We start from the raw sequence: 13740 nt of genomic DNA, 5'->3' as shown, positions 1-13740 counted from the left end.
ATAAGGAACCGATGAAAAAAATAGTACTGCTTTTACTGATATTGCCTTTTTGTATTCATGCAAATCCCCCTTTCTGGTCCAAAACGGGTCATCGGGTAGTCGGCGAAGTAGCCCAGCAACACCTCTCCCGTAAGGCCCGCAAAGCCATTACTGACTTGTTGGAAGGAGAAGGCCTGGCAGAGGTGGCCAATTATGCGGATGCTATTAAGTCTGACTCCCAGTACAGGGCTTACGGTCCCTGGCATTATGTGAATTTCGGGCCCAATGAGCGGTATGGAGATTCCCCTCCCAGTACAGAAGGCGATATTATACAGGGAATTGAAAGCTGCCGCAAGGTGCTGATGGATGCAAACAGCAGCAGGGAGGACAAGGTATTCCATTTAAAAATGCTGGTCCATTTACTGGGAGACCTGCATCAGCCCATGCACATAGGAAGGGCTGAAGACCGCGGCGGCAATGATATTCAACTGCAGTGGTTTGATAGCGGTACCAACCTGCACAGGGTGTGGGATGCCAACCTAATCAACTCCTATGGGATGAGCTATACGGAACTGGCCGCAAGCCTGCCGCGATGGTCGCGAAAAAAAATCAGGCAGGTGCAGCAGGGTTCCGTCCTGGAATGGGTAGATGAAATACACCAAATTACCAATAAGGTTTACGCGTCGGTTGAGGTTGGACAGCGGCTTTCCTACAGATATAGTTATGATTGGTGGAATACCGTGGAACAGCAATTGCTTACGGGCGGGCTGCGCCTGGCAGCTGTTTTGAACGAAATATTTTCCTGATCCCTGGCCTTTAACGCCTTTTGGAAATACTGTTTTGGCTAATGGCGCGCTGCCTGCTGCACTTAAAGCGGTTTATTTTTGAATTTCTGAGCAGCCGGTGCTTCGTAGCCCTTCCCTGAACCCTTTTCCGCCATCTCTTAAAACTGCCCGGCTTGAGTTCCCTGCGCATCAAATTGATTACATCCGGTTCTTCCAGGCCAAACTGGTAGGCGATGGCCTCAAAAGGGGTCCGGTCTTCCCAGGCCATTTCTATCACACGGTCTGTTTCACGGGGAGTCAGGGCAATTTTTTTCATGTGGCAAAGATACACAAGAGCATTTATAGAATAAAATAAGGCCCCTTCTGGTCTTAAAGCTTAATAGATGCGACGGAAGGTCAGGTTAATGCGTTCCCCCACCGGTTTTTTCGTTTTCGGCACCTGGTGGAGCCAGTGGTGCTGCGTACTTCCCTTCATGATGAGCAGGCTTCCGGCAACCAGTTCCAGATCGTATTTTAAATTTTTATCTCTGCGGTGTTTCATTTTAAACTTTCGGGTTTCACCAAGGGATACAGAGGCGATCACAGGGTTCTGCCCCAGTTCTTTTTCATTGTCTGCATGCCAGCCATTGCTGTCATTCCCATCCCGGTACAGGTTTAATAAACAGCTGGTAAAAGCAACGCCTGCCTGTTTTTCAACAGCAGCTTTAAGTTTGTTCAGGCGTTCGGGAAAGGGATGGGGAAGCATGGTAATTCCGGAATAGGTGTAGGGTTTCCCCTCCAGGCCAAAGAGGGCAGTGAGCCTGGGTTGGGCATAGGTCTTCCCGAATACCCGAATGTCATCCTGTTGCCAGGGTACATCATTCCGTAAATATGAAAAAAACGCATCAGCCTCCTGCAGGTCCAGGAAATCAGGCTGGTAGAGCAGTTCGGCATCGGGCAGTTGTATAAGTTCCGGCTCGCGGGAGTCTTTCATCAGCGAAGGACCGTTTGCTGTTCATTTCGGTAATCCGAAGGGCTCATCCCGGTAAACGCCTTAAAGGATTTATTGAAATGCGAGAAGTTGTTGAAACCGCTCTCAAAGCAAATGTCGGTGATGCTTTTGGTGGTTTCCGAAAGCAGGGTGGAAGCATGGATCATCCGGTATTCATTCACAAACTGAACAAATGTCTTATTGGTAACCTTCTTGAAATACCTGCAAAAGGAGGGGACCGTCATATGGCTCAGCTCAGCCATTTCATCCAGGGAGATGGCTTCCTGATAGTGCTCTTTCACATAGTTGAAAATGGTATTGATCCTATCGTTCTCCTTGGTCTGTGTTTCCATGGAAAGGCTGTCTGCATTCAATACCTGATACTCCTTTGAAGCTGCCAGTTCGTTGAGGATATTTAAGATGGCGAGCAACCTCTGAAAATCCGATTTGTATTCAAGGATTTCAATTTTTTCCCCAATCTTCTTCTTGGTATTTCCGCTAAAGGCAATACCCCCTTTGGCTTTTTCAAATAAGCGCTGTATGTTCTTCATCTCGGGGATCTCGAAAAAGTCGGATCCCAGGAAGTCTGTTTTCATCTGTACCACAGATTCACTCGTATTCCCGGTACAGGCATCTGTAAACCCACAATGCGGCAGGTTAGAACCGATTAAAATCAGGTCTCCCTGCTGGTAGTAAGATAAATGGCTCCCAATCTGCCTTTTACCATTTCCACCATTTACATATACCAGTTCAATCTCAGGATGATAATGCCATCCCTGATTTTTATTGGTGTTCCGCGCATCAAACTTCTGATAGGTAAAGGAACGTCCAAAATCCGGTTTAATCGCTTCAAATGCAGCTTTTGTTTTTGACATTACAGCCATTTTTTTATTAAAGATACGGTGCAGAAGACATTATAGATGTTTGCAAAATTAACCATAATATATGCAATATTAACAATTAAGATAATTTTAACCCTTTTACATGGTAATATAGCATACATACTTGACAATTCTGGGGTAGTGCAGCGGCCTGTATGGCCCTACTTTTGGGATAAGTTTAATTTAAAAACAAGCGCATGAAAAATGTATTAACAATTACCGCAGCACTAGTACTTCTGGCCGGATCCACTCAGGCAATGGCCATTCCCGCAAAAACTGAAGCCCTTTCACTTGCGGTTGAACGTACAGAGCCAAAGAGTCCTTTTATCCGCAAAGAGGGTAACAAACTTTTTTTGAACTACCTGAACCTGGAGGCTAAGAAAATTACCGTAAAGGTATATGACAGTTCCAACAGATTACTTTATATAGAGAAGATGGGTGAAGATCTGGTCGTGGAAAAGGCATTCAATTTTGAAAAGGCATACGAGGGAACCTATAGCCTTGTAGTGTCTTACGGAAACAAGACAATTAAGGAATCCCTGAGGGTCCTCAGGTAGTTTGGTTTGTTTAATTCAGGAAAAGGAGGCTCAGGCCTCCTTTTTTGTTTGCACCCATCCCATCAATTTCTTTCTTTTTGATGCGGAGAGCCATTCCAGTTTCAGGGTTCTTAACAGCAAATCCTGGTCTTTTTCCTTTCCATACCAGAGACTAAAAAAATCAGCTATACTAATACCGTGTTCCGGTTCGGACTCCAGCCGTAGGGTATCTCCGGCCTGTACCGGGCCGCCCTGCAGTACTTCGGCATAGCTTCCGGGCCTGCCATAAGCTACGAAACGGTCTATTATTTTCTGGTCCCCGAAGCGGATCCCCAGCTTAAAGCAGGGCTCCCTGGGCGTGGTAATGCGTATACGCACCTTCCCCAGGCTGAATTCTGAACCCATAATCAGTTCCTTTTCATCCAGGCCTTCTATGCTTAAATTTTCCCCGAACATTCCATAGGACCAATCCAGCCGGGGGTACTGTTTTTTCCAGTGCTCATAAGTATCTGTGGAAAAAAGATAAACCGCTTTCTGCCGGTCTCCGTGTACTTTGGGGTTGCCAATGGTATCTCCAACCACACCTTCGGGCTGCAGAAAAATACCTTGCTCTTTGGCCTTTTTGTATATACCGCTAAGGTGCTGTTTGCCTTTCCAGCTTAGCTGAACAGGGCTGGCGATATTGGTGCTTGCTATTTTCATGAATTAAAGATAAAAAAAAACCGCCCTCAGCAGGCGGCTTGTTTTTCTGTTCAGCTGGTCTGTCAGTCTTCCCTGTCCATTTTCCGGGTCAGGAAAAAGCCGATAAGTAGGCCCGTCCCGGCAAGCAGGAAGATGGATCCGGGCATAACGAAATCCTCGTCCAGCCCAAGCAGTTCACTGAGCATGCCTCCAAGCATTACTCCTGCGCCTATCCCCATTAAAAGCAGGGCCAGGTTAAGGGTCAGGACTTTCCAGATAGGCTGGGTATGTCCTTTTTTACCCCGCACAAAAATACTGGCTTCAGCCCCTTTTTCAATGAGTGCCAGCCGTTCCTTATTGCGGGTAGACAGGTACAGATACGCAATCCCGAAGATGACTCCGAAAAACCCGACAAAAACAATTATTTCTCCTCCCATGTGATTTATTTTAAAGTTTTTAATTGATTCACACCCTATCGGACGCCAATTTCTGGCAGGAGGTTACAATTAACCGGAAAAATTTGTAACCTTTACTGGATTACCATCGTCTTATCGAATAGATGAACCAACGCAGACCAACTGATCAGGAGCTGATTGAGCAGGTGCTTCAGGGAAACCAGCAGGCCTATGCCTTTCTGGTGGATCGCTATAAGCACATGGTTTATACCCTTGCTGTGAAAATGTTACGGGACAAAGAACTGGCGGAGGAAACAGCTCAGGATGCTTTTGTTAAGGCTTTCCAGGGACTTTCCGGTTTCCGGGGAACCGCCAAATTTTCAACATGGCTCTATAAAGTAGCTTACTACCGCATTCTGGATGTTGTATCGGCTCAAAAAAAGAAAGTCCGTTTTGATGAATTGCATCAAACGGAATCCCTTCAACTGGCAAGTGAGGATAGTCCGTGGAGGAATATGTTGGAAGCAGAGCGCAAAGACCTGTTGGATCAGGCACTCGCTCTGTTGCAGTTTGAAGATAATTCGCTGATCAGCCTGTATTATTTACAGGAACAAAGCATTCGGGAAATCGGTGAGATTACGGGCCTTAAGGAGGCAACCGTCAAAGTACGCCTGCATCGCGCCAGAAAGAGACTTAAAGCGGCCTTGGCAAACAAAATCAATGGAAAAATGCTACAGGAATATGAAAGATAATCAGGAAAAAGGGACGGACGCATTTATTGAAAAGCTATTAAATAATGCATCTGTGGAAGAGGCACCACCGGGCTTTACGGAATCCGTAATGAGGCAATTATTGGCAGAAGAACAAACAGCAGTGCCACAGAGGCCACTGATAGCAGCCTGGGTTTGGTATCTGCTGGGCGGCCTCGCATGTTTGCTGATAATCCTTTCAATGACGGATGTGCTGCAAATTCCCGACAATACTTTCGGCAGCCAGCTCGATTTGGGCTGGACTCTCCCGGACCTGTCCGGCATATCCCTTCCTGAGGTGTCCGCAAACCTGGCATACGGATTAATGGCATTTAGTGTTTTTGCCCTTTTACACCTTTACTGGATCAATGGATACATACAAAAGCGCTTCAGTCATTGACGGTACCATTCTAAAGATAGGAATAGGCCCAATAGATCAGCAGGCCCTGTAGCGGTATCCTCAGGATCAAAACCCACTGAGGCAGGCCGCTTGCAGCCTTTTTGTCTTGCAGCATATGGGCATGTACCGGAAGGAATAACAGCAGCAAAGCCATAATTCCGTAAAGGGCTATCGTTTTAGAGCCAGGTATCAGCAATGCAGCACCCAGAACGATTTCCAATATTCCGCTGAGGTATACGGCCGCCCTCGGGAAAGGAATAAAGGGGGGCATGATGCGGAGGTATATCCTGGGGAACAGGAAATGAGCCACCCCTGCAGCTATATACACACCGGACATCAGGTAAAGACTCCAAGAAGTATCCATGCGGAAAAGATACTGCTTATTCATACGTAATTAGGGGGGAGGCATAAAAAAAGCCGCCTCTGCGGCGGCTTTTAGTTATCTAAACATTAAGCACTATTTAACCATCTCATAACTGCGTTTTATAAAGGCGGTAAGTTCCTCCCCTTTTAGCAGGCCTTTAGAAAGCCTGGCCAGGTCCAGGGACTGATTGATAAGCCGTTTGCGCTTTTTCTCCGTTTTGGTGCCCAGGATTTCTCCAACCAGTGGGTGGTTTGTGTTGACCACCAGGTTATACATTTCCGGCATATTGCCCATTCCGAACATACCACCTCCTCCGGTTTGTTGCATTTCCTTCATGCGGCGCATGAATTCCGGTTCGGTGATCATAAAGGGAGCAGCATCGCTGTCCATGGCCTCCAGCTGCACGGTATAGGGACTGCCCTCTCCCAGCACTGTATTGAGCTGCTCTTTCAGGCTGTCTTTTTCATCATCCGAAAGTTTGGAGATCTGGGTATCCTCTTTTTGAATGAGTTTATCCAAATGGTCAGCATCTACCCTGGCAAATGAAATTTTCTCTTTCGATGTCTCCAGTTTTTGCATCAGATGTGCTACAATAGGGCTGTCCATAAGAAGCACTTCATATCCTTTGGCCTTTGCCGCTTCGATGTAGGAGTGCTGGGCTTCCTTGTCGGAAGCGTAAAGAAGTACCAGCTTATCATCCTTATCGGTTTGCAGGGCCTTGAGCTTTTCCTGTACTTCCTCAAAGGTGTAATAATTGCCATCTACGGTTGGGTAAAGAGCAAAATTCTCGGCTTTCTCGAAGAATTTATCTTCGGACAGCATTCCGTATTCGATGACGATCTTAATATCGTTCCACTTCTTCTCAAAACCTTCCCTGTCTTCCTTAAAGAGGCTGTTGAGCTTGTCTGCAACCTTCCGGGTTATATAGGAGGATATCTTTTTAACAGCCCCGTCTGCCTGCAGGTAGGAACGGGAAACGTTTAGCGGGATATCCGGAGAGTCGATAACCCCTCTGAGCATGGTAAGGAACTCGGGTACAATCCCTTCTACATTATCTGTGACGAACACCTGATTTTGATACAACTGAATGCGGTCTTTCTGCAGGTTGAGATCGTTGGTGAGTTTGGGGAAATACAGGATCCCGGTTAGGTTAAAGGGATAATCCACATTGAGGTGGATGTGGAAGAGGGGCTCTTCAAACTGCATGGGGTACAGCTCCCTGTAAAAATTCTTATAATCTGCATCCTCCAGGTCGGCTGGTTTTTTGGTCCATGCCGGGTTTGGGTTGTTAATGATATTGTCTACCTCCTTTGTTGGGGCAGGGTCTTCCTCTTTTGCATCCTCCGGTTTGGGTAGCGTTTCGGTTCGGGTACCGAATTTAATAGGCACTGGCATGAATTTGTTGTACTTGCGCAGCAATTCTTCGATGCGGCCTTCTTCCAGGAATTCTGTGGAGTCCTCAGCCATATGCAGGATGATTTCGGTTCCCCGCTCTTTCTTTTTGGCTTTTTTAATGGTGAATTCCGGGCTGCCGTCACAACTCCAGTGAACCGCAGGGCTGTCTTCCAGGTAGCTCTTGGTAATGATTTCCACTTTATCTGCTACCATAAATGAAGAATAGAAGCCCAGGCCAAAATGACCAATTATCCCGGCGTCTTTTCCGGCGTCCTTATATTTATCCAAAAATTCTTCCGCCCCGGAAAAGGCAACTTCATTGATGTATTTTTTAACTTCGGCTTCGCTCATGCCAATTCCCTGGTCCGTAATATGAAGGGTCTTGGCTTTTTTGTCAATTCTTACTTCGATCTGAGGATTGCCGTATTCCACTTTTGCTTCCCCTATAGCAGTAAGGTGTTTCAACTTCAGGGTAGCATCTGTGGCATTTGAGATAAGCTCTCTCAAAAAGATTTCGTGATCGCTGTAAAGGAATTTTTTTATCAGCGGGAATATGTTGTCTACAGAGACATTGATTTTACCTGTTGCCATAACTATTTATTGTTTTTGCCTGCTCTGCTTCAAAAAAAATACCAAGACCGCTGAGAGTGACAAACTGACATAGCAGGACTGCCCCGAAGCCTGCCCATAAAAATTTAACAATATTTTTTGTTTATATAATTTGTGTAATAATTAAACGATATTATATTTGTGTATCGATTCGAGTTCAAGATAGCTAAAAGCATTTTGAAGTTTGTAATCAGTTTGTTTATTAATTGGTTAGGTTGTTTGAAAGCGCGTTTTCCCCCGAAAACGCGCTTTTTATTTTCAATTAATTCATACTTTTTTAACACTAATAATGTTTAATAATAAATATCTTTGCTTAAACAAAAATATATTTTTATGAGTGCTAAAAAATCAACTCCAAAAACAGACAGGAAAGCACTTTTTACTGCCTATATGACCTATACCCTGGAGCACGAACAGTACCCCAGGAGTATCTACAAATTTTGTAAGGAACAAAAAATCAAGGAAGCTGATTTCTACAACCTTTTCGGGTCACTGGAGGGCCTAAAAAAAGGTATTTGGAAATCTTTTTTTGACCAGAGTCTGGATGCATTGCAGGCCGATAAGCAATATGAAACCTATGGCAACCGCGAAAAAATGCTGGGTTTCTTCTTCACTTTCTTTGAATTGCTGAATTTAAACAGATCCTATGTACTGTTTGCCCTGGAAGGATCTGAGGGCAACCTGAAACAATTGCAGCAACTCTCAGACCTGCGCGCCGGAATAAAATCGTACGCAACGGAATTGTTGGATACCGCCAACAGTGAGAAGTCAATAAGGCTTACACAGTATAACACCCAGTTATTTTCAGAGGGCGCCTGGTTGCAGCTTTTGTTTTTAATCCGTTTTTGGATGAAAGATGACTCTGCCGGTTTTGAAAAAACAGATGTGGCCATCGAAAAATCAGTCAATACCATCTTCGACGTCTTCGATAATACCCCACTGGAGCGGGTAGTGGATTTTGGCAAATTTCTATTACAGGAGCGTTTCAGCTTTAATTAATATATCCATTCTCCCTACATGAAATCATTAGACCGCATACCTACCTCTAAAATTGAACGTGCCGGAAAACTGGTGCAAACAGGTGTAAAACTTGGAGGTAATTATGTTAAGTACTACGGCAAAAAGTTGATTCAGCCCGATCTTGATAAAGAAGACCTGAATGAACAAAACGCCAGGGATGTCTATGACGGTCTTAAAAGCCTCAAGGGCAGCGCGCTGAAGGTTGCGCAAATGCTCAGTATGGAAAAAAACCTGCTGCCCCGGGCCTATGTGGAGCGATTTAGTCTGGCACAATTCTCGGTCCCGCCGCTTTCCGGCCCGCTGGTTCGGAAGACCTTTCGCAAATACTTTGGCAAATTTCCAGAAGAGCTTTTTGACTCTTTTGAGGCTGAGTCCGTTAATGCCGCCAGTATCGGACAAGTACACCGGGCGACAAAGGACGGAAAGAAACTGGCTGTAAAAATTCAATACCCCGGCGTTTCGGAAAGCATCAGCAGCGATCTCGCCCTGGTAAAACCGGTTGCCAGTAAAATGTTTAACCTGAAAGGCAAGGATACGGAAAAGTATTTCAGGGAGGTTGAAGAAAAACTTATTGAAGAAACCGATTACATCCTTGAATTAGAACAAAGCGAGACCATTACCAGGGCCTGTGCCCACCTGCCCGGAATGCGTTTCCCCAATTATTACCGCCAATTGTCTTCTGAGCGTATCCTCACCATGGATTGGATGCAGGGACTACATCTGGGGGAATTCACAAAAACTGATTTTGACCCTGCTACGGGAGACCGTCTGGGTCAGGCCCTCTGGGACTTTTATATGTTTCAGATTCACGGTCTTAGAAAGGTACATGCAGACCCGCACCCCGGGAATTTCCTGGTAGGGGAGGATGGGGCGCTCATTGCCATAGACTTTGGTTGTATCAAGGAAATCCCGGAGTCTTTCTACACTCCATATTTTGAACTGGCCAACAGTTCCAATTTTAATAATGATGCCTTTTTTACCCGGAAGTTAGAGGAACTGGAAATCCTGACACCAACCGACAGCCCTGAGGAAACAGTGTTTTTTAAGGCGCTGTTCCACGAAATGCTGGAACTCTTTACCCGTCCCTTTAACTCAGAGACCTTTGACTTTTCAAACGCGGAATTCTGGGGCCAGATCGCTTCGCTCAGCGAGCGTTTCTCCAAGGACGACCAAATCCGAAAAATGAACGCCAACCGTGGCTCGCGTCACTTCCTGTATATCAACCGGACTTTTTTCGGCCTTTACAATCTGCTGTATGACCTGAAGGCGACCGTTAATGTAAATGAGTTCCGGAAATACCTGGATTAAACTTATTTTTTGCCACTTGCGGCGTCCTGTGCCGGACCTTTCAGATAGGTTTCCAGCCATTGGTCCTGCTCCCAGAGCATATGTAAAATACTTTCCTTTGCCCGGTAACCGTGACTTTCTTTGGGCAGCATAACCAGGCGTACTGTAGCCCCAAGACCTTTAAGGGCATTAAAGTAGCGCTCACTTTGCATCGGATAGGTACCCGAATTATTATCGGCTTCCCCATGGATCAGGAGCAGTGGCGTCTTCATCTTATCGGCATGCATAAAGGGAGACATTGTGTAATAAACCTCGGGAGCCTCCCAGTAATTGCGTTCCTCACTTTGGAAGCCAAATGGAGTTAGGGTACGGTTGTAGGCACCGCTCCTTGCGATACCGGCGGCAAACAAATCGGAATGGGACAAAAGGTTGGCAACCATAAAGGCCCCATAGCTGTGCCCGCCTACCGCAACCTTCTCCCTGTCTATATAACCCAGGGCATCTACGGCATCTATTGCTGCTTTTGCATTCGCAACCAATTGCTTTCGGAAACTGTCGTTGGGCTGTTCGTCCCCTTCGCCTATAATTGGAAAAGCAGCGTCATCCAGCACCACATAGCCGCGGCTAACCCAATAAACGGGTGAGCCCCAGTACGGATAGGTAAACTCATTGGGGTTTTGGGTATTCTGGGAGGCACTGTTTTTATCCTTGTACTCCCTGGGATATGCCCAGAGGATCATGGGCCTCTTTTCCCTGGCTTCCATTTCGTAGCCCACGGGCAGATACAGGGTGGCACTCAGTTCGAGGCCGTCTTCCCGCTTATAGGTAATTACCTCCTTGTGAACTTCCTGAATACTCTTAAAGGGGTTTTCAAAGAATGTAAGTTGCTGCGGACCTTTTCTCCTGACAAGGCTTTTGTAATAGTAATTGGGGTGCTCAGAGGCAGATTCTATCTGAACCAGCAGCTGGTCTTTTTCAGGTTTGTAGTCGATCAGGTTCTCCATCTTGTCTTCAAGCCGGGAAACGTATAAACGGGTTTTTTCCAGCTTGCTCAGATCCATGCGGTCTACAAAGGGAAACTGACCGGAAGCGGTATAGCCATCCCCCAAAAGAAAGGCGTTCCCTTTTTTATCAAGGGCCAGAACGGGCATATTATACGCATTCCTTTCGGTCACAAAATCCCCCGGGTCGCTATAGCGGTCCTGATAGTTCCTGTCTGATAATATTACGGGTTCCTCTCCGGGGTCTGAGGGGTTAAACAAATACGTTTTCGTATTGCGGTTATTCCACCAGCGGTCCAAGGCGATGGCCTTTTGATCATTACCCCAAATAATACGCATAAACCGGTTTTGAGTTTTGATCAGGGGAGTTCCGGGCCCGTCAAAGGGGGCTTCCAGCTGGTATACCTGATCCCGAAAAGCCACCTCATTAGCCGGGTCGCCCCCGTCCAGGGCTTCAGCATAGGTAAGGGTGGCTGCCCGGTCGCTGCGCCAGCTCAGGTCCCGCATCCCGGTTCGCTCCGCCATAAATCCTTTGGGAAGGTCTTCAATAAGCGGTACCTCAAGGATTGTTTTTACCAATTGCCCGCGGGAATCATAAATCGTTGTTTTGGACGGAAACCGGTAATAGGGTACCAGATATGAAAAAGGCTTTTCTACGGTAACCACCATCAGGTACTTTCCATCCGGGGAAAAACTGATATTCCCGTACATATCGGCTTCTTTCCAGGGTTTGCTTTCCCCATTGGTAAATACCTGTACCAGTTCCGAACGGGCCAGTTGCTCGAAATTATAGCTGTCATCCGGGTTTTTCAGCAGGTCCTGATAGGTGCGGTTCTGGGCCTTTTTGCCGTCATTGGTGGAGATAGTCGGTCCGGCCGGAATCTGGTTATCCCTATTTATAAGTGGTTTGCGGTCTGTTGGCAGCATCTTAACCAGGACTGATTTCCCATCTTTGAACCAGTTGATCACATCCCTTAGGTTGGCGTTCAGGCGCGGGCCGGATAATTTTTTGGCAGAAGCACCGGCCAGATCTACCACCCAAAGCTCTACGCCTTCAAGGCTGGTGTGGGTCAGCGCCAGTTTGCTCTGGTCCGGAGACAAACTGAAATTGGCCAGTCTGGGTTGCTGAGGCAAACCGCTTATGGGGCGTGAGTCTTTATCCCCGGGCCGTTTGATCCGGATATCGTTATAATAGGTCGTCCGGCTGCCAATATTGGTTTTTGGATTGATGCGCAGGCCGGCCAGGCGCAATTCCGGTTCTGAGAGTTCCGCTATCGTTTTATACGCAGGCCGGTATAACAAAAGCATGTGTTCCCCTGAATCGGTCATCCATACAGATGGGGCAAGTTGTGCATTGACCAGCTTGAGTATTTCTTCCGGGGGGCTCTGATATTCCGTTGCAGGTTGGGCATGGGAATAGATACTGATAAAAAAGGCGATAAACAGGCAGCGTAGGCTCATTTTAAAAGAGATATTTAATAAGAATTTCAATTCGAAATGATCAGCCGGAAGATACTGCTTTTTCACGAATCAAACTTCCGGGCCCGACTCCGCCCGAATGTAATTTTGAATCTTGTTTTTTAGGTATGTTGGTCATTTATAGGTATTTTTATTCTTGGCTCCGAAAAACAGCAATTTGCTTTTTAGCGGGCTTTCAAACCAAACGCTACTCAATATGTACAACTCCAAGATTAAAGGGCTCGGCTTTTTTGTGCCCGATAACGTAGTGACCAATGATGACCTGTCCAAACGGATGGATACCAATGACGCCTGGATTCAGGAGCGTACAGGTATACAGGAAAGACGGCATGTCATAAAAGGCGAAGATACCACCACTTCCATGGGGGTAAAGGCAGCCCGCATTGCGATTGAACGGGCGGGCATTGACAAAGATGACATAGACTTTATTGTTTTTGCGACCCTCAGTCCGGACTATTACTTTCCGGGACCCGGAGTTCTGGTTCAGAGAGACCTGGGGCTCCCCACAGTAGGAGCGGTGGATATCCGGAACCAGTGTTCCGGTTTCGTTTACGGGATTTCGCTTGCAGACCAGTATATTAAAACCGGGATGTACAAGAATGTTCTGGTTATCGGTTCGGAATTGCATTCCCATGGGCTGGATATGACTACCCGTGGCAGGGGGGTCTCCGTTATTTTCGGTGACGGGGCCGGCGCAGCCGTACTGAGCCGGGAAGAGGACCCTGACAAAGGCATCCTGTCCACACACCTGCACTCGGAAGGGCAGCATGCCGAAGAATTATCCCTGATAGCCCCGGGAATGGGTAAAAGATGGGTAACCGACATCCTGGAGGACAACGACCCTGAAGATGAGTCGTATTACCCCTATATGAACGGGCAGTTTGTGTTTAAAAATGCCGTAGTGCGTTTTAGCGAGGTCATCATGGAAGGCCTAAAACAAAATAATTTGCAGACCTCGGACATTGATATGTTAATCCCCCACCAGGCCAACCTGCGTATTTCTCAGTTTATCCAGAAGAAATTCGGACTTTCCGATGAACAGGTGTATAACAATATCATGAAATACGGGAATACCACTGCTGCCAGCATCCCCATTGCCCTTACCGAAGCCTGGGAATCCGGCAAAATCAAGGAAGGGGACCTGGTTGTACTGGCTGCTTTTGGCAGTGGCTTTACCTGGGGAAGTGTAATTATCCGCTGGTAAACAAA

15 protein-coding genes are annotated in these 13740 nt (G+C 46.7%); 7 read left to right on the top strand and 8 right to left on the bottom strand.

All coding sequences use genetic code 11. The features are described from left to right. The first annotated feature begins 11 nt into the window (after positions 1 to 11). Positions 12 to 785, top strand: a complete 774-nt coding sequence (locus ACT6NV_RS01390) for a S1/P1 nuclease (RefSeq protein WP_445385497.1) — start codon at positions 12 to 14, stop codon at positions 783 to 785. Between the two features lie 10 nt (positions 786 to 795). On the opposite strand, the gene ACT6NV_RS01385 is transcribed toward ACT6NV_RS01390, so the two are convergent. From ACT6NV_RS01385 to ACT6NV_RS01375, 3 genes are read right to left on the bottom strand one after another with little or no spacing between them, the layout of a single operon-like run. Then, on the bottom strand, positions 796 to 1080 hold the full coding sequence (locus ACT6NV_RS01385) for a TIGR03643 family protein (RefSeq protein ID WP_445385496.1): 285 nt from the start codon (positions 1078 to 1080) through the stop codon (positions 796 to 798). A gap of 60 nt (positions 1081 to 1140) precedes the next feature. Next, positions 1141 to 1737, bottom strand: coding sequence for an alpha-ketoglutarate-dependent dioxygenase AlkB family protein (locus ACT6NV_RS01380; protein WP_445385495.1), 597 nt, complete (start codon positions 1735 to 1737; stop codon positions 1141 to 1143). Next, positions 1737 to 2609 carry an AraC family transcriptional regulator gene (locus tag ACT6NV_RS01375; protein ID WP_445385494.1) on the bottom strand — a complete coding sequence of 291 codons (873 nt, stop codon included), beginning with the start codon at positions 2607 to 2609 and terminating at the stop codon, positions 1737 to 1739. Before ACT6NV_RS01375 ends, ACT6NV_RS01380 begins: the two co-directional genes overlap by 1 nt. Before the next feature lie 203 nt (positions 2610 to 2812). On the opposite strand from ACT6NV_RS01375, the gene ACT6NV_RS01370 reads away from it, so the two are divergent. After that, complete coding sequence (locus tag ACT6NV_RS01370) at positions 2813 to 3172, top strand: hypothetical protein (protein WP_445385493.1); 360 nt, start codon at positions 2813 to 2815, stop codon at positions 3170 to 3172. 30 nt (positions 3173 to 3202) lie between these two features. Here the strand turns inward: ACT6NV_RS01370 and ACT6NV_RS01365 are convergent, their stop codons facing one another. Both ACT6NV_RS01365 and ACT6NV_RS01360 read right to left on the bottom strand, forming a co-directional pair. Further along, positions 3203 to 3853, bottom strand: coding sequence for an MOSC domain-containing protein (locus ACT6NV_RS01365; protein WP_445385492.1), 651 nt, complete (start codon positions 3851 to 3853; stop codon positions 3203 to 3205). A 62-nt stretch (positions 3854 to 3915) separates the two neighbouring features. Further along, positions 3916 to 4269, bottom strand: coding sequence for a DUF6249 domain-containing protein (locus ACT6NV_RS01360; RefSeq protein WP_445385491.1), 354 nt, complete (start codon positions 4267 to 4269; stop codon positions 3916 to 3918). Positions 4270 to 4391: 122 nt separating this feature from the next. On the opposite strand from ACT6NV_RS01360, the gene ACT6NV_RS01355 reads away from it, so the two are divergent. Next, positions 4392 to 4979: an RNA polymerase sigma factor gene (locus ACT6NV_RS01355; protein ID WP_445385490.1), complete on the top strand. Its 588-nt coding sequence runs from the start codon at positions 4392 to 4394 to the stop codon at positions 4977 to 4979. After that, on the top strand, positions 4969 to 5376 hold the full coding sequence (locus ACT6NV_RS01350) for a hypothetical protein (protein ID WP_445385489.1): 408 nt from the start codon (positions 4969 to 4971) through the stop codon (positions 5374 to 5376). The genes ACT6NV_RS01355 and ACT6NV_RS01350 overlap by 11 nt, the downstream gene beginning before the upstream one ends. 10 nt (positions 5377 to 5386) lie before the next feature. Here ACT6NV_RS01350 and ACT6NV_RS01345 read toward each other — a convergent pair whose 3' ends face one another. Both ACT6NV_RS01345 and htpG read right to left on the bottom strand, forming a co-directional pair. Further along, entirely contained in the window at positions 5387 to 5740 is a 354-nt protein-coding gene (locus ACT6NV_RS01345) for a DoxX family protein (protein WP_445385488.1), read from the bottom strand. Positions 5741 to 5833: 93 nt separating this feature from the next. Continuing rightward, entirely contained in the window at positions 5834 to 7726 is a 1893-nt protein-coding gene (htpG, locus tag ACT6NV_RS01340; RefSeq protein WP_445385487.1) for a molecular chaperone HtpG, read from the bottom strand. A 351-nt stretch (positions 7727 to 8077) separates the two neighbouring features. Between htpG and ACT6NV_RS01335 the strand changes: the two genes are divergently transcribed. Beyond that, complete coding sequence (locus ACT6NV_RS01335; protein WP_445385486.1) at positions 8078 to 8743, top strand: TetR family transcriptional regulator C-terminal domain-containing protein; 666 nt, start codon at positions 8078 to 8080, stop codon at positions 8741 to 8743. A gap of 18 nt (positions 8744 to 8761) precedes the next feature. Continuing rightward, positions 8762 to 10072, top strand: coding sequence for an ABC1 kinase family protein (locus tag ACT6NV_RS01330; protein ID WP_445385485.1), 1311 nt, complete (start codon positions 8762 to 8764; stop codon positions 10070 to 10072). Positions 10073 to 10074: 2 nt separating this feature from the next. On the opposite strand, the gene ACT6NV_RS01325 is transcribed toward ACT6NV_RS01330, so the two are convergent. Further along, positions 10075 to 12513: an alpha/beta hydrolase family protein gene (locus ACT6NV_RS01325; RefSeq protein ID WP_445385484.1), complete on the bottom strand. Its 2439-nt coding sequence runs from the start codon at positions 12511 to 12513 to the stop codon at positions 10075 to 10077. Positions 12514 to 12727: 214 nt separating this feature from the next. On the opposite strand from ACT6NV_RS01325, the gene ACT6NV_RS01320 reads away from it, so the two are divergent. Next, positions 12728 to 13735, top strand: coding sequence for a 3-oxoacyl-ACP synthase III family protein (locus ACT6NV_RS01320; RefSeq protein ID WP_445385483.1), 1008 nt, complete (start codon positions 12728 to 12730; stop codon positions 13733 to 13735). The last annotated feature ends 5 nt before the right edge of the window (positions 13736 to 13740 follow it).

The sequence above is a fragment of the Robiginitalea insularis genome, from assembly GCF_052497835.1.
Note: the sequence above shows the minus strand (reverse complement) of the source record. Positions and strands in the feature narration are given on the sequence as shown.